The 24,779-nt window shown below is 42.5% G+C and carries 18 protein-coding genes; 6 read left to right on the top strand and 12 right to left on the bottom strand.

Annotated features, from left to right (window positions below; translation table 11 throughout):
• Window positions 1-213: 213 nt before the first annotated feature.
• Both CVU62_11080 and CVU62_11075 read right to left on the bottom strand, forming a co-directional pair.
• Window positions 214-4,449: a hypothetical protein gene (locus CVU62_11080; GenBank protein ID PKN37142.1), complete on the bottom strand. Its 4,236-nt coding sequence runs from the start codon at window positions 4,447-4,449 to the stop codon at window positions 214-216.
• 266 nt (window positions 4,450-4,715) lie between these two features.
• On the bottom strand, window positions 4,716-4,991 hold the full coding sequence (locus CVU62_11075) for a hypothetical protein (protein PKN37141.1): 276 nt from the start codon (window positions 4,989-4,991) through the stop codon (window positions 4,716-4,718).
• Between the two features lie 269 nt (window positions 4,992-5,260).
• Here CVU62_11075 and alr point away from each other — a divergent pair, with 269 nt between their 5' ends.
• Window positions 5,261-7,213 carry an alanine racemase gene (alr, locus tag CVU62_11070; GenBank protein PKN37140.1) on the top strand — a complete coding sequence of 651 codons (1,953 nt, stop codon included), beginning with the start codon at window positions 5,261-5,263 and terminating at the stop codon, window positions 7,211-7,213.
• A gap of 5 nt (window positions 7,214-7,218) precedes the next feature.
• Here alr and CVU62_11065 read toward each other — a convergent pair whose 3' ends face one another.
• From CVU62_11065 to CVU62_11040, 6 genes are all read right to left on the bottom strand, one after another.
• The gene (locus tag CVU62_11065; protein ID PKN37139.1) at window positions 7,219-8,328 is read right to left on the bottom strand and encodes a hypothetical protein; all 1,110 of its coding nucleotides are present in this window, start codon (window positions 8,326-8,328) and stop codon (window positions 7,219-7,221) included.
• Window positions 8,329-8,505: 177 nt separating this feature from the next.
• Window positions 8,506-9,264 carry a triose-phosphate isomerase gene (locus CVU62_11060; GenBank protein PKN37138.1) on the bottom strand — a complete coding sequence of 253 codons (759 nt, stop codon included), beginning with the start codon at window positions 9,262-9,264 and terminating at the stop codon, window positions 8,506-8,508.
• A gap of 10 nt (window positions 9,265-9,274) precedes the next feature.
• Window positions 9,275-10,453 (bottom strand): phosphoglycerate kinase, encoded by a 1,179-nt coding sequence (gene pgk / locus CVU62_11055; protein PKN37137.1) that lies wholly within the window; start codon window positions 10,451-10,453, stop codon window positions 9,275-9,277.
• Between the two features lie 24 nt (window positions 10,454-10,477).
• Window positions 10,478-11,476: a type I glyceraldehyde-3-phosphate dehydrogenase gene (gene gap, locus CVU62_11050; protein PKN37136.1), complete on the bottom strand. Its 999-nt coding sequence runs from the start codon at window positions 11,474-11,476 to the stop codon at window positions 10,478-10,480.
• 205 nt (window positions 11,477-11,681) lie between these two features.
• Window positions 11,682-13,211 carry a hypothetical protein gene (locus tag CVU62_11045; GenBank protein PKN37135.1) on the bottom strand — a complete coding sequence of 510 codons (1,530 nt, stop codon included), beginning with the start codon at window positions 13,209-13,211 and terminating at the stop codon, window positions 11,682-11,684.
• A 185-nt stretch (window positions 13,212-13,396) separates the two neighbouring features.
• A complete protein-coding gene (locus CVU62_11040; protein PKN37134.1) occupies window positions 13,397-14,533 on the bottom strand; it encodes a beta-ketoacyl-ACP synthase III in 1,137 nt (378 codons plus the stop codon).
• 313 nt (window positions 14,534-14,846) lie between these two features.
• Here CVU62_11040 and CVU62_11035 point away from each other — a divergent pair, with 313 nt between their 5' ends.
• Window positions 14,847-15,173: a hypothetical protein gene (locus tag CVU62_11035; GenBank protein PKN37133.1), complete on the top strand. Its 327-nt coding sequence runs from the start codon at window positions 14,847-14,849 to the stop codon at window positions 15,171-15,173.
• Window positions 15,174-15,294: 121 nt separating this feature from the next.
• On the opposite strand, the gene CVU62_11030 is transcribed toward CVU62_11035, so the two are convergent.
• The 4 genes from CVU62_11030 to CVU62_11015 all read right to left on the bottom strand — a co-directional run bounded on the left by CVU62_11030 (window position 15,295) and on the right by CVU62_11015 (window position 19,790).
• The gene (locus CVU62_11030; GenBank protein PKN37132.1) at window positions 15,295-16,062 is read right to left on the bottom strand and encodes a 2-hydroxyglutaryl-CoA dehydratase; all 768 of its coding nucleotides are present in this window, start codon (window positions 16,060-16,062) and stop codon (window positions 15,295-15,297) included.
• Window positions 16,063-16,384: 322 nt separating this feature from the next.
• Entirely contained in the window at window positions 16,385-17,143 is a 759-nt protein-coding gene (locus CVU62_11025) for a hypothetical protein (GenBank protein PKN37131.1), read from the bottom strand.
• A 330-nt stretch (window positions 17,144-17,473) separates the two neighbouring features.
• The gene (locus CVU62_11020; protein ID PKN37130.1) at window positions 17,474-18,748 is read right to left on the bottom strand and encodes a hypothetical protein; all 1,275 of its coding nucleotides are present in this window, start codon (window positions 18,746-18,748) and stop codon (window positions 17,474-17,476) included.
• The gene (locus tag CVU62_11015; protein PKN37129.1) at window positions 18,741-19,790 is read right to left on the bottom strand and encodes a hypothetical protein; all 1,050 of its coding nucleotides are present in this window, start codon (window positions 19,788-19,790) and stop codon (window positions 18,741-18,743) included. Before CVU62_11015 ends, CVU62_11020 begins: the two co-directional genes overlap by 8 nt.
• A 233-nt stretch (window positions 19,791-20,023) precedes the next feature.
• Between CVU62_11015 and CVU62_11010 the strand changes: the two genes are divergently transcribed.
• From CVU62_11010 to CVU62_10995, 4 genes are all read left to right on the top strand, one after another.
• The gene (locus tag CVU62_11010) at window positions 20,024-20,971 is read left to right on the top strand and encodes a DUF1722 domain-containing protein (GenBank protein ID PKN37128.1); all 948 of its coding nucleotides are present in this window, start codon (window positions 20,024-20,026) and stop codon (window positions 20,969-20,971) included.
• Between the two features lie 531 nt (window positions 20,972-21,502).
• Window positions 21,503-22,864, top strand: coding sequence for a TrpB-like pyridoxal phosphate-dependent enzyme (locus tag CVU62_11005; GenBank protein PKN37127.1), 1,362 nt, complete (start codon window positions 21,503-21,505; stop codon window positions 22,862-22,864).
• Window positions 22,865-22,948: 84 nt separating this feature from the next.
• Entirely contained in the window at window positions 22,949-23,206 is a 258-nt protein-coding gene (locus tag CVU62_11000) for a hypothetical protein (protein PKN37126.1), read from the top strand.
• Window positions 23,203-24,552 carry an AAA family ATPase gene (locus CVU62_10995; protein ID PKN37125.1) on the top strand — a complete coding sequence of 450 codons (1,350 nt, stop codon included), beginning with the start codon at window positions 23,203-23,205 and terminating at the stop codon, window positions 24,550-24,552. The genes CVU62_11000 and CVU62_10995 overlap by 4 nt, the downstream gene beginning before the upstream one ends.
• Window positions 24,553-24,779: the final 227 nt, after the last annotated feature.

The following is a 24,779-nucleotide window of genomic DNA, read 5'->3' as shown; positions in this document are numbered from 1 at the left end:
GCTGTGTTGTAATTGTCTTTGCGAGGGAGAGTAACGAACGAAGCAATCTCGTAGTTAGCTGATCTAATATAGATTGCCACGTTCACTGTCGTGAACTCGCAATGACAAATAAGGATTGCGACACAGTCTCTTCGCCTCTATGACAAATAGAGGCGATTTGCAGAGCTCTCAGTATTTGGACGGCTTCCCGCCGCTGAGGTTCATAAGCTGCCGTCAGAATGTTATATCATGCAATTCTTCAGCCTCGCTTTCATGTTTTCCCGAATATACTGTGCCACTCCAACCATCTATGCTGATAAAGTCTCCTGCTTTAATTGCAAGGTCTCCTATTGTTGCGTATTCATCGACCTCATAAACTTTTAGTTTACTGAAACCGACAACACCGACCTTATTCAATTGCGGGATTGTTACCGCGGCATGCGAAGTGCTTCCACCTTTGGCAGTTAGAAGTCCTTCAACCTGCAGCAGAATTCCGACGTCATCAGGAACCGTATCTGGACGCACCAGAATAAGAGGCGTCTCCGGTTCAGCACTACGGAAACGTTTAATGTCTGATTCCGAATATACCGCCCGGCCGCAAAGGGCACCACCGTTCACTCCTATGCCTGTTCCCAGCATGGATGCTTGCAGAGTCCTGGTATCTTTAAAATGCCGCCATCTTTTTGTCTTTATTTGATTCATGTCCCGCGTTTGCAGAATATATAATTTATCGCGGGTTGCTCCTTCAAAGGTAAATTCAATTTCCTGATGGTTGAAACCTTTCTCATAAATCAGGACCTCGGCAATTCTGACCAGTTCGGCGTAAATCTCAGGGAATTTTGTTTCCAGAGATATTTCCGAAGGTCTGCGTTCCGCCATGCGTTGCTTTTCCGAAATAGAATATGTCTCCGCCAGCCCGGAAACAATATCGTCTCCCTGAACACCAAATATAAAATCTCCATAGAGTGTCACATCGGACGATGAGCTTTTGGGTTCGCGGGTAAAAATAACGCCTGACCCGGAGTGCTCATTGAGGTTTCCATAGACCATTGCCTGGACAATAACGGCTGTTCCCCATTTGTCGGAGAGATGCATCTGATGGCGATAGATTTCCGCCTGTTCCGAATACCACGAATCAAAAACCTGGAGAATGGCGTGCCGTAATTGCTCCAGAGGTTTATCTTTGAGCACAATGCCATTGTCTATTATTCCTTCCTTATAGGAGAGGGCAATCTGTTTCATTTGGACGGGGGAAAACTGTATTTTTCTTTCCACTCCATGTTTCTGTTTGAATTCGTTTATTATTGCATCGAAAAAATTACGATTCATCCCCTGGAACATTCCCCATGTCTGTAAAAACCGGCGATACGAATCCCATGCCGCCCATTGGAAGTTTTCCTTTGTGCTGAGATTTTCTGCTATGGATTCGTTGATCCCCAGATTTAAGAAAGATTTCATCATGCCGGGGAGGGAGACCGTAGCGCCGCTTCGTACTGATAACAGCAATGGATTGCGGCGATCACCGAATTTGCGGCCGGTTATCTTCTCTAGCGTGGCTATCTCTTTGTTTACCCGGACAGCCAGGTCATTAAAGATATATTTATAGCCATAGACCGCATCATATCCTCTAAATACTTCTGTGGTGATAATAAACCCCGGAGGAACATTAAAACCAAAAGATACCAGCTCCTTGAGAAAATATCCCTTATTCCCGAGAAGTATTTGATTATCCAATTTTTTATTCTTTCTGTAAAAGGATGAAACAGTCGACTCCGGATTATAGGACATGAGGACTTTGAGAATTTGTTTATTATCCTTAAACTTTTCTGACTCAGCATTTAGAGTTTTGATGACTGCATTGATAAAGTTGTCCAATACCTGAAGGCCGAAGGCCGAAGATATCATTCCTCTGATAAAATTTTCCGAGTGCTGGTAGATGGACTTTTCATATTTTTTCTGTCCGGATTTTGTTTCGGCTTCGGAAATTTGATGATAAATCTGACCGATAATAACAGGCAGATTGGGGCTGTGGGCATCAATGTAATAATTACGAATAATATCCTGAATATCTTTGGAAATAAAACGAAAGATGTCTATGTATTGGTCTATGGAAAACTGCTTGATCGGCAAGGCGTTCGTCACGTATTTGATTTTAGTTCCCAGGCCTTCTGTAGAAACACCTTCCAGTTCCAGAGCGTGGATATAGAGCCACAAACATGTATGAATCTTGGCGATGGTGTGTTTGGTAATGAATTTGAGATTCAATGATTGAATCAACTCCTCAAAAAGCATAGTGGCAAGGGTTTCCAGTCTCAGAGATAATCCAACGGCCTCAAATTTTTTCTCATTATAGGTTCCATACATCGATGGAATGCCTGCCGCTATGTGCCTTTTGTAATATATGTTTTCATAAAACTGTGTTTTCTTGGAAGAGAGAATTTTTGCTTTCAATATAGACAGGAATTTCAAGATAATCGTAAGGCTCCGGTAATGATTTTTGCTGTCCAGGGCTCGCTTCAGAGATAAAATATCAGTTTTGTTAAAAGCGTTGTCTGATCCCAAATCTTTCAACAAATCGATATACTGGGGATAGTATTTTTTATAGATTAATTGATAAATACGGATCATTATTTTAATCCGTTCCTGATCTCTTTCATTAATATCCTGTACATGATTGAGTTCTTTGCACACTTTTGCTGTATCCCATTCCAGAAAATCACGGATATCTTTTATTTTGGAAAAGAAAGCCTTAAACACTTTGTGCATTCCGTCGAAATATTCTCCGGAATTAACAACTTGTTCATACACTTCATCAGGCAGATGTATGCGGATAAATTCTTTGTCGCCGGAACGCCAATAATTTAATATGTCCTCAACAAATTTTACGATCTGACTATTGCTTTCCACGTGGGATTGTTTGCGGAAAAAATACACCAGTCTGTCGTTGCGCAAAGAAAGCTCATCAACCTTGGTGGAAATATCCCTCAGTTCGCCTTCGGCGCCGATTTCACTGAAATAGACCGGAAAAATTCTAAGAAGTTGCTTTGTCAGATTATACGCCGGTGCGACATCGGTATTGAGCAGTGCGGAGATGTTCTTCTGAATGAGATCCGTGTCACGGATAAAAATTCCTCCCATTTTCAAATTGATTATTAACGCTGAAATCAATCTTTTTGTCCATCTGGGTTTCATCCCGATAATTTCCAGCCAGGACCGAATATTGATGATATGAGCCGGATTGACCTTTACCTGCCATTCCGTAGTTGAACCTGTAATTTCCGGATATTGAAAACCGTAAGATATCAGTTCATCAATAAATGTATCTACAAGGGAATGGCTGTTTTGAGCAAAAACTTCCTTTGCCGTTGTCGTGATGCAATCAAAGTTTGCAATACTGAATTCACGTTGAGATTTGCTCTTTTTGAGAAAACCAAATATTTTGCGTACAAATTCGTTGAGATTTTCCTTCTTTTCTTCCTGAAAAACTTTGTTCAGAGAGTGGTTGATTTCCCGCAAAGCGCTCGCGTGAATGTCGGCAAGACTGGGAACATCCATTGTTTTAAACAGAAAACTTAATTTGGCCAGGTGTTGACGCCCCTGATGCGCTGGTGATTTTTCCAACTGGTCAGCAACGATCAAATAACCGTTTATTATTTGAAAATAATCAGGCATATCAAGATACTTTTTCAGGCGATTTTCGCTTTTTTTCTGTGTGCCCGGGTTAAGATTTTCCAAATCTTCAAGCAGAGTATGAAGACACTGGTGACTTAATGGCCCAATGAACTGTCCATAGGCATTGTTTGATTCGGCTGTTTCGCTCTCCTCTTGATCAAACCACCCGGAGGGATCCGGCTGGGTAAGCCAGAATTGATACGTTATTTTAAACATCCGGTAGACTAATTGATCAAACATGGGCGTGCGAATATCTATATTGTTCTCCGTTATGCTCTTGATGATTCTTTTGAGGTAAGCCGAACATTTCTTGCAGAGAATCTCATTCCCCTCCGCAATATTAATAAGAGATGTGGTAATATCCGGAAACATGGATAAGTTTCGCGAAAGATATTCACCACTCTGAGTAAGTATCGTGTCAATATAATCGAATAGATAGTGTATAGCGCTGTCTTTTATATCATTACTTGATGCCAACCTGATAACATCAAAGTAAATATGCAGCATCATGGAAAGAGCGGACAATCCGTCACGATGATTGTTGTAAATATAAAAATCTCCAATGGAAATTGCTTTCAGTTCTTTGAGGACATATTCCCAGTTAATGAAAGGATGGTTTAATTCCGTCAGCAGCTCACGAGTCTTCTTCTGCAGACCGTAGTGGTCTTCCACAACCTTGAGCAGGGGTGCATACCGCTCCGGTATTTCTATGGTTACGGCGGTTCTTTCCAAATTAACTTTCAGAGCGGATGAATCCCACTCATTACTTTTTTTATTTGGGTTATTTTTTGTTGTCATAAGGAAGATTCCTGCACAAAAAAGATTATGTCAATTCTTAATCAGAATTCACATAATTTTTCAAGTTCAGAACATAAGTACCGTAGGTAACCAGGTTTTTCGGCCTGGCTTTTGTGCCAATAGTTATATGGGATGAACCATTTGATAAAAACACAGGGTTAATAGGATCCCGCCTTCTCGCGAGACCCTATTAAATTGAAGATTTAATTTTCAGACAATTAACAACGCCACTCGAAATTAACCGGCTTTTATTGGAGGGGCTCCGTTTATTTCTTTTTTGCCGCTTTTTTTACAGTCTTCTTTACAGGTTTCTTTTTCGCTTTAGGCGCTTTTTTCTTTACTGTCTTTACTTTTTTCACTGCCGCCTTTTTTTTCGGCTCCGCTGCAGCCTGTAGCAGCTTCATTTTTGATACACCAGTATGGACCATCGGCTCTTCACAGCAAATAATGTCTATCGTAGCACAACCACATTCTTCGTCTACGATTACAGTAAGTCCACATACTTCACAACTCAGAACATCTCCAGACCTTACTTTTGCCATTGGTTTTTCCTCCTCGTTGTGAAGGGTTATAATATTCACCCTCCAATTATTTATCTCATTCTAATTAAAAAAAATATTTTTTCAAGCATAAATTGCTGATTTTTTTGAAAGACACAGACGGCTTGACTTTCATCAACGATTTGATATTATCCAAAAAAATATATTTGTCCTGGTTAAAATTTTCATCTAAAAATCTCCGCAAATAAGCGCAGAAAAATCAACCGCTATAGCGTTGCAATTTATACAGCGAAAATCTATTGGAACAATTTATGCCGTTAAAAAAGGAACAAAAATATCGCAGCTGGGTCGAAGTTGATCTGGATAATTTTATTGGTAATCTGAAAGAAATAAAAAGATTAATCGGTCCGCAAGTTGATTTTATGCAGGTCGTTAAGGCCGACGCTTATGGACACGGCGCCATAGAAATTTCCAACACGGCATTAAAAAACGGCGCGCGGATTCTTGGTGTAGCCAATGCCGATGAAGGCGTTCAACTCAGAATAAGCGGAATCGAAGCGCCCATTGTTATTTTAGGACCCTCCACCGCTGTGGAAATCGAGCAAATCATCAAGTACAACCTTACGCCGTCTGTTTCAGACCTGTATTTTACGAAGAAACTCAACGAAGCACTTGCCAAAGCGGGTCATAAACTTCCCGTGCATATCGAAGTGGATACCGGTATGGGTCGTGGCGGAACAATGCACACTGAAGCACTGAAGCTCATCCTTGAAATATACAAATTGCCCAACATTACAATGGAAGGAATTTTCACCCATCTTGCTTCCAGTGAAAAGATAACCCCGTACAATGATAAGCAGTGGCGGTTCTTTTCTAATTTGCTTAAAGAAATTAAGCACTCCGGAATAGAATTTCCCATCCGACATATAGATAATAGCGGCGCAATTTTAAACTATCCTGATTTCAAACTGAATATGGTGCGCCCGGGAATCATGACTTACGGTATTTACCCTTCACCGGATAATGAGTCAGGAGCCAAGCTGGCACAGGTAATGTCTTTTAAAACCAGTATTGTTTTACTTAAAAGGTTCCCATCAGGTTACGGTATCGGCTACGGCAGCACATACATAACTAAAAAACAAACACTTATAGCTACTATACCAGTTGGCTACGGAGATGGTTACGGCTTTATTCTTTCCAATCAGGGAGAGGCTTTAATCCGCGGCAAGCGAGCACCCATCGTCGGAAGAATTTCGATGGATATGTGCACAATTGACGTCACCCATATTCCCGATTGCAACGTCGGTGATGAAGTTGTTCTTCTGGGCAGGCAGGGGAAAGAATGTATCAGCGCCAATGAAATCGCGGCCAAAGCCAGTACCATCAGTTATGAAGTCCTTTGCGCTCTAGGGAAAAGAGCGCCGCGTGTTTTCCTGCTAAAGGGAAAGAAGGAAGCTTTCGAGCCTAGACTGCGGCGGATATTTATTCCGGATGAAGAAAAATCTATTTCCCGAATTGATAATATTATCCGTCATTGTCTGCAAACGCGTGCATGTGACGAAGAACTGGGCAATGCCATTTATTATGAAATGTTTGAAACCCTCTTCGGCAAAGAAGATCGCCGGCTGGAACTGCGCTCCGGTTTTCGCTATGACATTAGTATAGCAAAACTATCAAAAGCAAAAAACGCTGCATCTTCCAGAGATTATCTTCGCGTCAACACACACGTAGAGTATAAAAAAACATTTCGCGATAATATCTTTATGATCGGCTGTGCTTCCAATAATGCCCAGTTAGCCGCATTATTTGAAGACCCGCGTTGCGAATATCGCTGGCTTTTGAACAACGGAAAAGATTTGGTCATAGACCGTGATTTTACCGTCGAAAGAGTCCGCATTGATAACGAAAACGTTCCCATTATCGAAACAAAAAATACAAAGCGCGGCTACGAAATCTGGTGCGGTTCCGAACAGCTGAAGAAGAAAATAAACACCGAAGTGAAATTGGAAATAGAAATTTCCACCAAGAAGGCCAGGGAGAATAAAATCTTCCCTATATATTTAGTTTATCCGGTAAGAGGATTGGAAATTAACTTCAATTATGAGAAGGCGGGTATAAAAAACGTCAGGGAAGAAAGTTTTTTTGCCGGAAGACTTTCACAGCCCTCCGTATCAATAAAGAAAGGAAAGTCCATCGGCATTAAGATATCCGGCAAAGATTGGATTTTCCCCACCAGCGGCGTTATATTCATCTGGGATATTTAAAAATTTTATAAAATTATCCATGCTTCATTGACAGCTATGTGCATGATCTTGTCGCGATTCAGACTATAGAGAATGTGAATTATTCCATCGGGCCCCTGAACTGCAAAAGGATAACTGTACGTGTCTGTCCCGTCCTTCAAGACTTTTCTATAAGGCCAGGTGCGTCCCTCATCTGCCGAAAGCGCAATCGAAAGGGGTCTGCGTATCGTGGCACTGTCATTATAAATCAACACCAAATGCCCGTTCGCCAGACGAATTATCTGCGTAGCACTCGCAGGATTCAGAAAACCGCTGTCTTTCGGTTCCGACCATGACGTTCCATTATCATCCGAAGCCGTTACCCATAGCCATCCCTGTCCTTCATTGCGCATAACGCTGATTAACCGGCCCGTGCTTAATTGAACGAATGACGGCTCGGTATTTCCCGGATTACTCGCAACCGATGATCGCTTACTCCAGCTTGTTCCGTCTACCGATGTATAGTAAAGCGATGCGCTCGTAAGCTCGTCGTATGCGGGCAAAAGTAAAGTCCCATCATTCAGGCGCACCGGCGGATATTTGACATCTGGTCCCAATGTCGATCCCAAAACGACAGGATCGGTCCAGTTTGCTCCCCTATCGGTGGATTCCTGAAATTCAATATGCGACGTATCCCATCCTCCGGGAACCACCGCCTGAAAAATCCATACACGATCGTCTTCACTGTAAAGCACCGGATTGCCTTCACCTGTGGAACGGTCGCTATGAACTTGAGGGGTTTCCCATGACCCGCCGGGCATTTTTCGCGACCTGTAAATTACAGTACCCGACAGTTCATGCTCTCCGCTATAAGATACCCACGAGGCCAGCATTTCACCGTCGGGGAAAATTGTAAGTGAAGAAGAATGATGTCCGGCCATACCGGAAATCGAATCAAAAACCGCTTCCTCTTCCATGAAAGGTTCATCGCCGGATGTAATCGTGGTAGGTGAATCGGTGACATTGAACTCATAAGACACGGAACTTTCGCTATCCTGTGAATCGGATGATCCGCAACCGTTTATCACCACCGCCGGAAAAACAACACTCAATAACAGAAAAGCTATTCCTGCTAAATGATTACGTAGATTATTCATGTTTTACACCGTTGCCGGATATTTTTTAAAAAGTAATACATTATAGCAGGAGGAGATAAGACAGTTGTGTTTGTTCTTCAATTACTTCTCCGAAGCAATAATGAATCCTCTATTTGATGACATAGAAAGAACGAATTTGTAAAAGGGGCAATAAGCACATGAATTTGAGGCATGAAATTATTGTTTGCCGGAAATTGCTTTAATGATTTCCAGAAAACCATCCGCCTTTAATGACGCACCGCCGACAAGGGCGCCGTCGATATCTGCCATCGCAATTAAGTCGCCGATATTATCTTTGGTCACGCTTCCGCCATAAAGTATCCGAACGTCGTCAGCCGTACTGCCGCCATACAAATTTTTTAAGATACCGCGTATGAAGGAGTGCACTTCCTGTGCCTGCGCCGGTGTAGCTACTTTACCCGTCCCTATTGCCCATACCGGTTCATAAGCAATAACAACATCTTCAATTTTTTCCACACCGCTTAATCCCTCTTTCACTTGTCTGCCAACCACTGACTGGGTGACTCCTTTTTCTCTTTCCTCATCAGTTTCTCCCACACACATGATAGGTTTTAAACCGACCATCAAAGCCTTTTTGACTTTCAAATTCACATCACTATCTTGTTCGTGAAAATATTTTCTACGCTCCGAATGACCAATAATTACGTAAGTGCATCCTGCATCCTTGAGCATACCCGGTGATATTTCTCCCGTGAACGCTCCCTTATCTTCGTAATACATGTTCTGGGCAGCCAGCAATATCTTCGAACCACTGATAGCCTCACCGACATTGAATAAAGCGGTAAAAGTCGGCGCTACAATCACTTCCCCATTTTTAATGGCCCTTGAACCTTCCTTGATAGCTTTGGCCAACGTAATAGATTCGGCAACATTGTTGTGCATTTTCCAGTTACCGGCAACAATCCATTCTCTCATTATTCCCTCCTTATCGTTCCAGCGCAGCAATTCCCGGCAGAATTTTCCCTTCCAGCCACTCGAGAAATGCTCCACCGCCTGTTGAAATATAAGACATCTTAGCGCTCAAGCCCGCTTTTTTTATTGCCGTATCCGTATCGCCGCCGCCGATTATGGATAGCGCTCCAGAATCAGCCACGGCTTGGGCCAGCGCGAAGGTCCCTTTGCTGAAAGGCGCAAGTTCGAACATGCCCATGGGGCCGTTCCAGATTATTGTTTTCACCCCTTTTAAAGCTTCACTAAACACTGAAATCGTGACCGGGCCTATATCCAATCCGATCATGTCTTTGGGAATTTCTTTCACGCCACAAACTTTTGCTTCAGCTTCCGCCGTCGTGGTTTGAGCTATAACAGCGTCAACTGGCAGTAAAAACTGCACGTTTTTTTGTTTTGCTTTATCTACAATCTTGCGTGCCGTATCCAGCATGTCTTCTTCACAAAGAGATTTGCCTGTTTCGTAGCCGGCCGCCCGTAAAAAAGTAAACGCCATGCCGCCACCGATAAGAATTTTATCCACTTTTTCGATGAGATTTTCCAAAAGGCCGATTTTATCGGAAACCTTGGCTCCGCCGATAATCGCGATCAGAGGATGCGCCGGATTAACCATGGCTTTTTTGAAATATTCGACTTCATTTTTCAATAAAAAACCAGCAGCGCATGTTGTAACAAATTCCGTGATCGCCGAATTTGATGCCGCCGCGCGATGCGATACTGCAAAAGCATCATCAATGTAAACGTCGCAAAGCGCAGCTAGCTGTTTGGCAAACTCCGAATCGTTTTTATCTTCGCCCGGGTGAAATCGAAGATTTTCCAAGAGAATAATATCTCCCTTTTTCATGTTGTTGACGGCTTGAACAACTTTTTCTCCCACACAATCATCTAAAAACATGACTTCTTTTTGCAACAGTCCCGATAGAACCTTCACCACCGGCTTAAGCGACATTTCCTCAACTCTTTTACCTTTCGGTCTGCCCAAATGAGAAGCGATGATTAATTTAGCTCCCTTTTCCAGCGCGTAATTTATCGTCGGGACGCTCGCCCTCACACGTTTATCGCTGGTAACATTTCCTTCTTTATCCATCGGGACGTTGAAGTCCACCCGCAAAAATACTCGTTTATCCTCCAAGTCGATCTGATCAATGTATTTCATGTTTTACCTTTGATTATTTTTATTTTACTTCATGATAAAAGAAAGGAGCTCCAGCATTCTGTTGGAAAAACCCCACTCGTTGTCATACCAGGAAAGCACTTTTACCATATTACCGCCGATGACAGTTGTATTCGGAATATCCACTATAGAGGAATGCTTGTTGCCATTGAAATCACGGGAAACCAATTCTTCTTCCGAACACATCAGAATTCCTTTCATGGCTCCTTTTGCATATTCTCTGAATTTTGCGTTAATTTCATCCTTTTTCGCGCTCTTTGAAAGTGTGGCCACAAAATCAACGATAGAAACATTTGGTGTCGGAACCCGTATAGCCAACCCATCAAGCTTTCCTTTCATTTCCGGTATGACTTCCGAAATCGCCTTGGCGGCTCCGGTTGTGGTAGGTATCATAGAAAGTGCGGCAGCACGGGCTCTTCTTAAATCTTTGTGTGGTTCATCCTGCACAACCTGGTCATTAGTGTAGGCATGAATAGTCGTCATCAAACCGTATTCAACCCCGAATTCCTGATGCAATATTTTGACAATCGGCGCGAGGCAATTTGTGGTGCATGATCCCATGGAAATTACATTATGCTTTGATTTGTCGTACACTTCCTGATTGACACCAAGAACAAAAGTTACATCCGGATTTTTAGCCGGAGCAGAAATAACAACTTTTTTAGCGCCTGCCTTGATGTGTTTTTCCGCACCTGCCTTGTCTGTATATTTTCCGGTACTTTCCAAAACAACGTCAATTCCTAAGTCTTTCCAGGGTAACGATTCCGGTTCTCTGACAGAAAAGGTCTTGACCTCTTTGCCATCAACAATTATTGCGTTATTGTCGACCTTAACTTCGGCATCCAATATTCCATGATTTGAATCGTATTTCAACAAATGAGCAAGTGTTCTGGCATCTGCAAGATCATTTACCGCCACGAATTCCACATCTTTGCTTTTATATCCAGCTCTGAACACAAGCCGGCCAATTCTTCCAAATCCGTTAATCGCAACTTTGATGGACATATTAACCTCCTTTATATTTTGAAAATTATTAATCAAAAGATATTTTCTTTGTCAATTGATTTTGTCTCATTGGTCATGAGAATAGTGCATCATATTCACCTTCTAGAGGCAAATTGTTTTTTCGACCATATCAACAACCATCACGAATAAAATATTTTAAAAACCAAAAGGGCAGGTTTGTTTTTTATCTTTATGTAATTGTTTCCTACGTGATGAATAAATCATTAGTTGAAAAGTTTGGATCCGTTGTCAGATTAATGCCCAACCTTCTCAGCCCTGTTTCATCACCGGGCGTAGGGATATGAGTCATATGAGCTTCACAATCACGGAGTTCCCTGAGTTTTTCTATTGCCAGTTGAGCGGCCGGATTATTTGTCGCACTGATGCTTACAGCAATAAGCGCTTCTTCCAGATCGAGACTTAACGATTTTTCATCAAGTATTTCCGTTTTCAGATTCTTTACCGAATCGGTTATATGCGGCGGCAAAAGTTTTATCTTGTCGGGAATTTCCGCCAGATGTTTTATAGCGTGAAGAACCATACTGGTTGCGGCATGCATAAGAGATGAGTTGCTTCCCGTTATTATTGTTCCGTCTTTTAATTCCAGGGCAGCACCGCAGAATATTCCTTCATTACCTCTTTCATAATCTCTCGCTTCCACCGGAGCCGCTCCGGCAGCCTCCCGCGCCGGTGTCACAACAGAGCGTTCTTCCGGTACAAGATTAAAATCTTTGAGGAAAAGTTCAACACGCTGAACAGTTTCTTTGTCGGTAAATCCCATTGCATATTCACAGCGATAACGGAAGTAACGACGGATAATTTCCATTTTAGCCGCTTTTTTTGTGACTTCGTCATCTATAATAGCGAAACCGGCGCGATTAACACCCATGTCCGTTGGCGATTTGTAAAATGATGGTTCTCCCGTAATCTTTTCCAGAATTCTCTTCAGAACAGGGAAAACTTCCACATCACGATTATAATTAACAGACTTCTCTCCGTAGGCATCAAGATGAAACGGATCAATAAGATTGAAATCCCGAATGTCAGCCGTTGCTGCTTCGTAAGCCACATTTACCGGATGTTTGAGAGGAATGTTCCATATAGGAAAAGTTTCAAATTTGGCGTAACCGGATTTTATGCCACGTTTATAGTCGTGATAAAGTTGGGAAAGACAGGTTGCCATTTTGCCGCTTCCCGGTCCCGGACCAGTCACGATAACGAGAGGTTTTTTTGTATCGATGAAATCGTTGGCGCCATAACCTTCATCACTGACTATCATTTCCACGTCCGTTGGGTAGCCTTTGGTGAATCTGTGCGTATAAACGGGAATGTTTCGTCGTTCCAACTTGTTTTTAAAGATTATAGCAGAGGGTTGCTCATCAAAACGGGTGATGACGACGCCCAGCACATTTATTCCCCATGTCCGAAGATTATCTATAAGTTTTAATGCGTCCGCGTCGTAGGTAATCCCGAAATCGGCGCGAATTTTTTTTCTTTCAATATCCCCGGCGTAAATGCAGAGAATTATATCTGCTTTGTCTTTCAATTCTCTGAGCAGTCGCATCTTTACATTAGGATCGTAACCGGGTAGAACACGGGCGGCGTGGTAATCATATAAAAGTTTGCCACCGAATTCGAGGTAGAGTTTGTTGTTGAAACGATCAACTCTCTTGAGGATTTCTGTTGTTTGTTCCTTGATGTATTTTTCGTTGTCAAATCCCGGCTTCCCGATCATTTCACCTCTCTCCAATTGATTTTTTATAAGATATTCCTTCCATAAGGCATGTTTTCAATATCTGGTATCGAGTACAAACAGTTTTTACTGTCGCTGAACGTCTGTATTTTATACGCATTGCTGCTTTTAGGAAGAAATTAAATTAGTAGATTGTTCTGGATTACCGCTTTCAGGTCATATCCAGTTCACCGTTTGCGTAAAACCAAACTGCCAACGGAATATCCGGCACCAAAAGAACATATCACCCCTATATCGCCTTTTTTCAGATCATTATTATAAAGATGAAATGCAATAATTGATCCTGCGGATGCCGTGTTTGCATACGTATCAAGAATTGTCGGGATAGTTTTTTCATCAACCTCTTCACCAAAGAGTTGTTTTACCACCATATTGTTCATGTTGATATTTGCCTGGTGAAGCCAGAACCTTTTTATATCCCCGGGCTTTAAACCAAGGCTTGCCAGATGCTCCCCAATATGTTTGGCGGCAATCGGACTTACTTCTTTAAATACAATGCGTCCTGACTGATGAAAAAATTTGTCCCAACCGAAAGGATCAACATCTGTAACATAAGACAGATGTCCGAAGTTGGAGCGGATATTGTTTGAAAATTTAGTCAGCGCTTTTGTGCTCAAAATTTCGTAACTGTTCGGGCTCGTACAGGTTTCAGACCGCTCCATTATTATGGCAGTAGCAACATCACCAAAAATGAAATGACTATCACGGTCACAAAAATTTACCTGAGGGGTATTCAGTTCCGGATTTACAGCCAAAACACACTTTGTTGAACCGGACTTCAAACTGTCATATGCGCGGTGAAGACCGAATGTCGCCGCCGAACAAGCCACCAGCATGTCAAATCCAAAACCATCAATGCCCAATTCATTCTGTATTTCAATGGCAATGGCAGGATAAGCCCGCTGAGTATAAGCACCGGCAACAATAACAGCATCAATATCGGCTGCTGTCTTACCGGCGGCGGCCATTGCCCTCCGTGCGGCAAAAACGCCGATCTCCGCCTGAATGCTTAATTCTTCTTCTTTTCGTTCGGGAAATCTGGGACGCATGCGATCAATATCTAAAATACCTTCTTTTGCATATACATGCCGTTCTTTTATTCCGGATGTTTTTTCGATGAATCTTGCACTGGAGAGAGGCTTTTCCTTAATTTTACCGGATGCTATATCCGCTGCATGAGTGGAATTGAACTTTTCCGCATAAGCGTTATAGCTATCAACCAGTTCATCATTTGTTATGACATCTGACGGTGTCCAAATCCCCGAACCGCTAATGACGATCTTGGGGGATAAATTTGTTGTCATTTTCAACGTTCCTTTTCTAAAACTATTCTAAAAACCAATATCCATTGTTTTTTTGGTCTCATAACATGTCGGAAACAGCTCAGTTTCCGATAACATTTTCCCGTATGACATACCTGATGTTCGGCGAAAAAGCAATAAACATTACCTTTGTCTGACCTAAGCCACTAATTATTCAGCCTCATTTATTTACGAATCAATAATTAAAACATGTCTCAATATTTCCTTGACATACAAAATAGAAAGTTCTTATACTTCTCGCGGCAATATCTTATTAAAAAATTCTAACACAATTAAAAAAAACGGAGGCTTAATTATGGCAGAAGAAAAAGGGTTGAACAAACCGGTAAAGTTAAAGGCGGATTTAGCAGCGCTACTGGGAGCTAAAGCACTTCCACGCACTGAAATAACAAAAAAACTGTGGGATTACATTAAAGCAAACAAACTGCAAACCAAAACGGTTAATGGTAAGCCGGAAAACGCGGGAAAGAATATCGTGGCCGATGCCAAGCTAATTAAGATATTTAATAACACCAAAGTTACCGGCAAAAGCGGTAAGGTTGTTGATTTTACGAAACTAAAAGAAGGACAAACCATTGATATGATGCAGATAGCCTCTGTTGTCAGCGCCAATATCGAATAAAAAAACGTGGTAGGTTTTTTCAAAACAGGCAGGTTCTCGTATCTGCCTGTTTTATTTTTAAATATTTTTAGAAAGTTCAGTTATCCGATTAAGCCGTATAATTCTTTATGGGGATAAACAATTATAGTGACACAGCGATAATGGCGGCTCCTATCGCTCCGTTGACCTGAGCATAAGGTGATACTTCTATATTCATTCCCAGCTTCTTTTCGAGGGCATGGATAACCCCGATATTTCGGGCTACCCCTCCCGTTATCATTACCGGTTCTTTTATTCCGACACGTCCAATCATAGATGAAATTCTTGAAGCTATTGATTCATGAATTCCGGCGATAATATCCATCCTCTGATTTCCTTTTGCTATCAGAGAGATAACTTCCGATTCCGCAAATACTGTGCAAAGGCTGCTTATTTTGGAAGGATGTTTCGATTTTATAGACATGGCCCCGAATTCGTCCAAATTAACTTCCAGGGCTCTGGCCATCACTTCCAGAAAACGCCCCGTTCCGGCAGCACATTTATCGTTCATAACGAAATTTTTCACCTTGCCTTTATCGTCAAGGAGAATTGCTTTGCTGTCCTGTCCTCCGATATCAATGATGGTGCGGACATGCGGATTTAAAAAATGAGCGCCCGCGGCATGACACATGATTTCCGTATAAGACTTATCGGAAAACTTTACGCTGTTGCGACCGTAGCCGGTGGAAACAATTTTCGCTACACTGTTTTTATCAATTCCCTTTTCGCTTAAAATTTCGTCATAAACTCTAAGACCTGCGGCTTCCGCATTGTATCCGGTAAAAATAACCTTTGTAGCCAGAAGTTTGCCATTTTCAAAAATGGCCGCCTTCGCTGTAATGGAACCTATGTCAATGCCCGCAGTTATCATTTTCTAATTTTTATTTCTTACAAACTCCTTGTTATATTTCTCTTTTCTTTCTTTGATGATCTCCATAAAAGCATCTATTCTTGTTGAAACTTGGTTTTCGGAAAAACTTCTTTCATCACCATTGTCTGATTTGATCATTAAATAAAGCACATTCCTTTCGCTCTTACCATTGATAAGTTCAGCGTTCCCGCAGATTATTTTTTATATACCTCCAACGTTGGAGTTAACATCAGGGAATGATGTTGCCCATGGGCAATGATTTTTATACTACTCATCTTTAATAAGCTAACCGGAGGAGGTAAAAACATATTTATCGCCCCGCTTATGAGCCATGCATTTTTCCGCCCGAACGGATAATGACTCTGTATTTATTAAGCTTGAATTTTACTAACTGAAATAAACTCCATTTGTGTAAATCAGGGTGCAGGTTTCTCACCATTTGATAAATACGCTCAGGATTTCTTGCTACGCCCATAATCATGGAATGCTTTTTACGACGATACCAAAAGAATGTAGAATCACAGTATTTGGCATGATATCCGTGTTTATACATATTAATCCACAATTCATAATCTTCCAGGCCATGGATAAGAGTTTCATTATATTTACCGGTTTTTTCAAAAGACTCTCTCTTTACTAAAGAACAGCAATGGATGCAGTTTCGAAATCGCAGCTTTTCTAATGAAGGTTCCCGATCAATACAGAGTTTCTTATTTGATATGCCAAATTCCTGAGCATCAGTATAAACGATATCCGCGTCTATTTTAGATACTTCTTCAATAAAATTACTTTCCAAATAATCATCCGCATCAAGAGGAATAAAATAATCACCTATAGATTTACTTATTAAGCAGTTTCTGGCTGCCGGCACATATCGTTTTGGAGTAGTAAACCATCTTAAATAATCAGGAGGTAGTTTTAAATAATTTGTCAACTGACGTAATTTCTCATTCGATTTTTCATCCATAGTAAGCACCAGAATTTCTTCCGGTGGTACTGTTTGATTTACTACTGACAACACAGCCTCGGATACATACTCCGCCTGCATATAACACGGAATTATTACAGATATTTTTTTCATCTTTATTCCATTTAATCTTCTAGAAAATTTTTCTTAACTCCGCTAGAAATATTATATTAGTGCAAACGGTTTTTAAATTGGGAACAGCTGTGGAACTGTTAAAAAACCCCAATTCGAGGGCTGTTCAAAAATGCTCAGATGCAAGGCGCGCAAAAAGCGAACCGCGAGGCGTATATAGACATACGTCGAGCGGTGCGGTTTGCAGCGCAATCCCGATTTTATCGGGACAGATGAGTGTTTTGTAAAACCCTTCGGCTTTTACCGGCAAGGAATATTATTATTCACTATTGCGCCTCCCTTGCGGGAATGCGCACCCGGTCAACGGCCCTGTCATTTATTCGCCTCCATCAGTTCAATAAACCCTTCCACCCTGGTTTTAATCTGTTCTTCAGAATAAGCGCGGGGATCGTTCATGTCACACTGGAGGATCAGCACCGGAATGCCCTTGTCCCTCCTGATGGCCTCCGCCAGATCGACCATTCCGGCGCTGGAAGGCCGGCATGACATGTTTTCGTGCAGAATGACGCCGTCCAGTTTGTATTCGTCAATCCATTTTTCAAAATTCTCGATCCGCCTTTCGAGGTTATAGGCGTAGGGCGTGTCCATGATCAGTCTGGCAACATCGCGCAAAGTCTCTTCCATGGTGAGACATTTTTTCTTTACGGGAGCGAAGGAATAGGTGTAAGGCTCGAACGCAATAACAGCGCCGTATTGCGCAAGGTCATACATGAACCTCATCCGGTACCAGAAAGGAATGCCCTCCCACATCACCCGGTATTTTTCGTTTCCCCGGGGCATGGTTCCCTCGCCCTTTGCGGTACGGTCTTTTATATCGGCAAGAATTTTTTTGAAAAATTTTATTCCGATTTGAACACCCGGCAGAACCACAAGGGGGAAAAATGCCGCGGAAGTTTCCGCTCCGCTGTAAGGCGACGGCACCGCTTTTCTGTGTTCAAAAATCTCCCTCCACAGGTTGGACAGTTCCGTCGACCTGTCCAGGACTTTGTAAAGTCTCTTCTCATTCATCTTTTTACCCGTATGCTTTTCAATAAATGCAATCAGGTCGTAAAACTGATCAACCACATAATCAATATTTCCCTCGAGGGTTTTCTCATCCGTACCACTCACCCATTTGGGAATATCAAACATAAAAAACGGGACATTCATTTTATCGGCCATAATCTGAAACCACTTCCAGTGGGTATCGCAGATAGCATTTGTGCAAACCACTATATCGGGCTTGCTTATCCCCCCGAGCGTCTTTTTGATTTTTGTATCATAAGCGCCAATGTTTGTCTTACAGTAGGAACACAGGTCCCGGGAAAAACCCATTCCCTCGGCATGCTCGATAAGACGCTGGGACTGTTTGCGGGCGGCAGCCACTGTCGCCATATTTTCAGGATGATCGGGGAAAATATCGTAGATCCACATGAGTTCTATCGGGAAAGCGGCGCAGGTCCAGGCCGTCTTTTTCCAGGGCAGAGTCCTGTATATTTTTTCCATGGCAATCCACCACAGCATCGGCCATTTCAGGTCTTTCGCGTGAGGTACTGTTTTCAGCATAACCTTCCCGGAGTTATTACCGGAATTTTTCGCTTTATCCATTATTTCCTCCGTCCATCATTTCGACAAAGGCCGCAAGGCGGTTTGCGAGTTGCTGATCGGCAGCGGGAGAAAAGTCCCTTTCCAGGTGGATAACCTTGTAGCCCCTGGATTTCAGGGCATTATTGACCGGTACGGAGTCATAGGCATAAGGTTCGCAGAATTTCAGGTTTTGCGAAAGAACTCCGTCAACTCTTGTCTCTTGAAGGACTTGATACAGATAATCCAGTCTCTTCTGAATCGTCGGCCTGGTCGCAGGTTTGGGTATCCCCATGTAATATTCCATGAGAGAATCAAGCGGGTTGTTCCTGTCGGGAATCAGTGTCGCGAAAAATCTTTCTCCTACGGAAAGGTCGTCACGGACGACCCTGATTCCGCAACCGTCGAGCGTGTCCATCCACTCCACATAAGTAACGTCACTGCCGGTCAAGAGAAATCGTTTTTTGCCGGACGGAAAAGCCGGCCTTGAACTCCAGAGTGTTATCTCCGAATCGAGCCAGGCGGAAACTTCGTCCACAGGGCCGGCAAGACATCTTATCATCGCGGTCAGATAATCACGGTTGGGAATGTCCTTCTCCGATCTGAGCATGGAGAGGCTTTTCAGCTTTTTCTTTATATCATTGGATTTGCCGATTGCCTCCCTGATTTTTTCCGCTGTAATTTTTATATCAAACTGATTTTCAAGATGGCTGATCAGCCTCTGCAATTCTACCCTGTAATATTTTTTGGCGGCCTCGCTGTCCAGCAGGGGAGCGCCGAACCAGTGCAGAAAAGGCGTTTCCACGTGAAGTTTCCATATATCGTAATGCCTGTTTGTATTATTGCACCCCTGCGCGAAAATAATCCCTGCCCATTCTTTTGCGTGAGCAAGAGCTTCCGTGAGCCAGCTCCTTGTGGCAGGGCAGAAAAAACTGGATAAATATTTATCCGCCGGGTCATTGGGTTCGTGGACATCACCCATAATTTTATATGGGATAAATCCGGCAGCCATTATAATTTCCAGCGGCATCTCATGAGATGTGTCAAAATAAGCAAGTTTTTTCATTTTTTATAATCTTTACTCCAGAAATAAGAACCGGCAGTAATATTTTTTATTTGTGTTATTCCTCCACGGCAGTATTTCCACCTCAATATGTATTTGTATTAAATCAGATGATCACGGCAAAAATCAATTAATATCTTTCGCTTTTTTCTGAAATTAACGAGTCGAAATTTTTGGCGTTTTTTTTTGAAAAATGATAATTAACAAAAACGTAATTTAACTCAACGGCAGGTTTAATGGAGAAAATCAGGTTAGGCATAAGTTCCTGTTTACTGGGTGAAAAAGTCCGCTATGACGGAGGACATAAGCTGGACAAATTCCTTACGGACACTCTGGGGAAATATGTGGAATATGTCCCGGTTTGTCCGGAAGTCGGATGCGGCCTGGGTGTTCCCAGAAAATCCATGCGGCTGGAGGGAAATCCAAATGCTCCCCGATTAATAGTGACAAGCACAAGAGAAAACATGACTGATCGCATGGTGAATTGGGCGCAAAAAAGAGTTGTTCAACTGGAAAAAGAAGATATTTGCGGTTTTATCTTTAAAAGCGATTCACCCAGCAGCGGAATGGAGCGGGTCAAGATTTATAACGAAAACTCCATGTCCGTAAAAGCCGGCACGGGAATATTTGCCAAAATTTTTATGGAACATTTTCCTTTACTGCCGGTGGAAGACGAAGGACGTCTTCATGATCCCGGTCTGCGTGAAAATTTTATTGAAAGGATATTCGCATTAAAAAGGTGGCGGGAAACTTTAAGCAACAAAAATTTTAAAAAGAGCCTGATAGATTTTCATACTAAACATAAATTATTAATACTTGCCCATAGCCCTAGGCATTACCAATTGATGGGAAAACTCGTTGCCTCGCAAAAGAGTCTGGCCGGCAAAGATATACAAAAACAATATCAGGATTTATTGCTCGAAGCACTTAAAGTAAGGGCAACGTCAAAGAAACATGTCAATGTTCTTCAGCATATGATGGGATACTTCAAAGAACAATTATCCGGTGATGAAAAGAAGGAATTACTGGAATTGATTAATCATTACCACGATGGATACATTCCCCTGATTGTGCCTGTTACACTAATCAGTCACTACGTCCGCAAATATGATGAACCTTATCTTAGCCAACAGGTATATCTGAACCCGCATCCTTCTGAACTTCAACTGAGAAATCATGTTTAAGATGAGCTAATTTTCATCTTGACAGCCATTTATTCGCTGTGCTACGAGTTCTCACACTGGAAAAATAAGCGAGCTGAAAGTGTTCAAAAACATTTCTAAAAATAACTGGTGGTGGTGGCAGATTTTAAATATCTGCCCATAAGCTTCGAAAAAAGAGGATGGGCAGGGAAGATCCTTCCCATGACTCTAAAAAAATACAGCGCCATGGGAATATAATCCCGTGGCTTTTTTATTAATGAGACTCGCCAAGACCGAGCGGAGCGAAGGTCGAAGAGTTGGTCGAATTATCCCGATAACATGGTTATCGGGATTAATGACACCAGATTAAAAAGAAATGCACTGAAGCTCGCTGGACGAATTAATGAATCTCACATTCAGAAACGCAGTGAACTGAAATGTGTAAGTTAAATTATCCCTCACGGGATATCCTCGGAGCAAAACGACGTAGGGTTTGAGACTCGCTGAAAATGAAACCTAAGGTTCATAAATTAGGTAATAGACGACTAATACTTTATTTAAAGGAGAAAAAATATGGAACAGGTAAAAGTAGTATTGCAAGACCGCGAAATACCCAAAAAGTGGTATAATATTATGGCGGATTTGCCTACACCGATGAAACCGCCTCTGCACCCCGGTACCGGCCAGCCGGTAACCCCCAAAGATCTGGCGGCCATCTTTCCAATGAACATTATCGCACAGGAAGCTTCCGGCAAGCGTTGGATAAAAATTCCTGACGAAGTCCTACAAAAATATTTGCTATGGCGGCCATCTCCTCTTTACCGGGCTTATAATTTCGAAAAACTGCTCAACTGCCCTGTTAAAATTTATTATAAAAATGAAGGCGTCAGCCCGGCAGGTTCACACAAACCCAACGCCGCCGTACCTATGGCTTATTTCAATAAAGTGGCCGGAACAAAAAGAATGGTTACGGAAACCGGCGCCGGACAATGGGGCAGCGCATTATCAATGGCCACACAAATGTTCGGTTTGGAATGCCGCGTTTATATGGTCAAGATAAGTTACGAACAAAAACCTTACCGGCGTTTGATGATGAATACCTGGGGTGCGGAATGCATTCCCAGCCCAAGTAATTTAACTAATGCAGGAAGAAATGTTCTGGCGGAGTATCCTGATTCACCCGGCTCTCTGGGAATCGCGATCAGCGAAGCCATTGAAGAAGCCGTAACGACCCCCGGTTCGCGATACGGTTTAGGCAGTGTATTGAATCATGTATTACTCTATCAGACAATAATCGGCCTGGAAGCTCAAAAACAAATGCAGAAAATCGGAGTATATCCCGATGTGGTTATGGGATGTTGCGGTGGCGGCAGTAATTTTGCAGGTATCGCTCTTCCTTATGTCTGTGACAAGATTCACGGGAAAGATGTGAAGATAGTTGGCGCCGAACCATCTTCCTGTCCCAGCATGACCAAAGGGCCATTTGCCTATGATTTTGGTGATCTGGCTAGAACAACGCCGCTACTGCCCATGTATACACTGGGTCATGATTATGTCCCCGCACCAATTCACGCGGGTGGTTTGCGCTACCACGGCATGGCGCCGATTGTCAGCCATTTAGTACACGAAAACATTATTGAAGCCAGAGCTTATGATCAGCTAAAAACTTTTGACGCCGGCGTCAAATGGGCACGCACAGAAGGATTTATTCCCGCGCCGGAGACTAACCATGTTCTGGCGGCAGTTGTGGATGAAGCCATGCGCGCCAAACAGGAAGGTAAGGAAAAGACCATCCTCTTCAACTGGAGTGGTCATGGCTTGGTCGACCTGGCCGCCTATGATGCCTATTTGTCAGGTAAACTGGAAGCTTATGAATTGCCGGATCATGAAATAGATCGTGCATTGAACGCTATTAAGGATTTCCCGAAACCTTAATCAATATTCAACATATTAAAAAGGAAAGGCCGTTAAGAAATCTCTTCTTGACGGCTTTCCTTTTTTTAGCCAAGCTAATCGGCAATGAAAACTCTGCCTGACTCAAAATTAACCCGTTGCCCGAAACTCGGCGACGAAATGACATTTGGTTACTGTCTTCAGGAATCGGGGAATTTGCCCTGTTTGCGCATTATCCAATGCTGGCAGACGGCTTTTGACGTGGAAACCTTGCTCAAAGAACACCTGACGCCTGAACAGTGGGAACAAGTCACCTGTGCTCAACCCAAAGATAAAATAATCAACCTGATTGAAGTAATTGAAGCTGCAAAGGTAAGAAAATGAAAACTTTAGATTTATTCAGCGATGGTAAAACAGGCGATGTGAAAGATTTGGCACCGCTAGCCGAAAGAATGAGGCCGCAAAATATTTCTGAATACATCGGTCAGCGGCATCTTCTATCAGAAGGCTGTCTGCTCAAACGCGCGATCGATGAAGATAAGCTTTTCTCCATGATTTTCTGGGGGCCACCGGGTTCTGGCAAAACCACTCTGGCCAGAATCTTAGCCCGTGAAACCAAATCAAATTTTGTCAGCTTTTCTGCCGTTCTTTCCGGCGTAAAAGAAATTCGCGCGGTCATTGATGAAGCCAGAGAACTGCTGGAAAGAAAAAAAATGAAAATGATTCTCTTTGTTGACGAAATTCACCGTTTCAACAAAGCACAGCAGGACGCTTTTTTACCGCATGTGGAAAGCGGACTGATTACCTTAATCGGCGCAACCACGGAAAATCCTTCTTTTGAAGTAATTGCTCCTCTTTTGTCGCGAACAAGGGTTTTAGTTTTAAAACCATTTTCCGAAGAAGATCTGCTGGCTATTCTAGAAAATGCTTTGAAAGATAAACAAAAAGGATTCGGGCAAATTTCTATAAAAATCGATCCAAATGTTCTTCGTTATATTGTCAGTCTGGCCGACGGCGATGCCCGCAGTGCCCTGAATAATCTGGAAGCCATTGTATCCATGGTGCAAAACTTGCAGGAGGATGAAAGAGTTATCTCTTTGAAATTTGCTCAAGAAGCCCTGCTGAAGAAATCGCTTTTATACGATAAAGACGGCGAAGAGCATTATAATTTAATTTCGGCTTTGCACAAAAGCTTGCGCGGCAGTGACCCTGATGCCGCACTTTACTGGCTGGGACGAATGCTTGCCGCCGGAGAAGATCCTCTGTACATTGCTCGGCGCATGATTCGCTTCGCTTCGGAAGATGTGGGCAACGCTGATCCACAGGCTTTGGTTATTGCTATGGCCGCCCAACAGGCTTTTCATTTTATCGGTCTGCCGGAAGGAGAACTGGCGCTAGCCCAGGCAGCAGTTTACCTGGCCACGGCACCTAAAAGCAATTCATTGTACGTTGGTTATGGCAAAGTTAAAGAAACAATTAAAACAACCGGATATTTGCCCGTTCCTTTACATATTCGCAATGCTCCGACCAAATTAATGAAAGAACTTGACTACGGCAAGGACTATAAATACGCCCACGATTACTCCGACGGTTATGTACAGCAAGAATATCTGCCGGATGAAATTAAGGGGCAGATATTTTACCAACCCAAAGATACCGGATTTGAGAAAACCATTAAAGAAAGATTAAAATATTGGCACAACAAGAAAATAAATTCTGGAGATGACTGAGTTTTGCGCAAAAGGAAAGGGAGGCTTGGTTAAGGCCTCCCTGAGGAATGAAGAGAGAAGGTTAAATACCTTCTTGGTTGTTTTGTTGTCGGCTAATCATACCCGTTATTTATAGTCGACAAAAAACGAACTTGCCATTATTTAAAGCATTTATCGTACCACTAATGATACGATCATTGTAAATATTTAATATTGTTAGTAAATAATTTTAAACAGTGCCAAGAGTA

The organism is Deltaproteobacteria bacterium HGW-Deltaproteobacteria-2 (assembly GCA_002840505.1).
GTDB lineage: Bacteria > Desulfobacterota > Syntrophia > Syntrophales > Smithellaceae > Smithella.
The sequence above is the reverse complement of the archived record's forward strand: the minus strand, read 5'-3'. Positions and strand labels throughout refer to the sequence as shown.

Coding starts and splice junctions, on each gene's coding strand:
- CVU62_11080 (PKN37142.1), bottom strand. CDS start 4,449: ATGACAACAAAAAATAACCCAAATAAAAAAAGTAATGAGTGGGATTCA.
- CVU62_11075 (PKN37141.1), bottom strand. CDS start 4,991: ATGGCAAAAGTAAGGTCTGGAGATGTTCTGAGTTGTGAAGTATGTGGA.
- alr (PKN37140.1), top strand. CDS start 5,261: ATGCCGTTAAAAAAGGAACAAAAATATCGCAGCTGGGTCGAAGTTGAT.
- CVU62_11065 (PKN37139.1), bottom strand. CDS start 8,328: ATGAATAATCTACGTAATCATTTAGCAGGAATAGCTTTTCTGTTATTG.
- CVU62_11060 (PKN37138.1), bottom strand. CDS start 9,264: ATGAGAGAATGGATTGTTGCCGGTAACTGGAAAATGCACAACAATGTT.
- pgk (PKN37137.1), bottom strand. CDS start 10,453: ATGAAATACATTGATCAGATCGACTTGGAGGATAAACGAGTATTTTTG.
- gap (PKN37136.1), bottom strand. CDS start 11,476: ATGTCCATCAAAGTTGCGATTAACGGATTTGGAAGAATTGGCCGGCTT.
- CVU62_11045 (PKN37135.1), bottom strand. CDS start 13,211: ATGATCGGGAAGCCGGGATTTGACAACGAAAAATACATCAAGGAACAA.
- CVU62_11040 (PKN37134.1), bottom strand. CDS start 14,533: ATGACAACAAATTTATCCCCCAAGATCGTCATTAGCGGTTCGGGGATT.
- CVU62_11035 (PKN37133.1), top strand. CDS start 14,847: ATGGCAGAAGAAAAAGGGTTGAACAAACCGGTAAAGTTAAAGGCGGAT.
- CVU62_11030 (PKN37132.1), bottom strand. CDS start 16,062: ATGATAACTGCGGGCATTGACATAGGTTCCATTACAGCGAAGGCGGCC.
- CVU62_11025 (PKN37131.1), bottom strand. CDS start 17,143: ATGAAAAAAATATCTGTAATAATTCCGTGTTATATGCAGGCGGAGTAT.
- CVU62_11020 (PKN37130.1), bottom strand. CDS start 18,748: ATGGATAAAGCGAAAAATTCCGGTAATAACTCCGGGAAGGTTATGCTG.
- CVU62_11015 (PKN37129.1), bottom strand. CDS start 19,790: ATGAAAAAACTTGCTTATTTTGACACATCTCATGAGATGCCGCTGGAA.
- CVU62_11010 (PKN37128.1), top strand. CDS start 20,024: ATGGAGAAAATCAGGTTAGGCATAAGTTCCTGTTTACTGGGTGAAAAA.
- CVU62_11005 (PKN37127.1), top strand. CDS start 21,503: ATGGAACAGGTAAAAGTAGTATTGCAAGACCGCGAAATACCCAAAAAG.
- CVU62_11000 (PKN37126.1), top strand. CDS start 22,949: ATGAAAACTCTGCCTGACTCAAAATTAACCCGTTGCCCGAAACTCGGC.
- CVU62_10995 (PKN37125.1), top strand. CDS start 23,203: ATGAAAACTTTAGATTTATTCAGCGATGGTAAAACAGGCGATGTGAAA.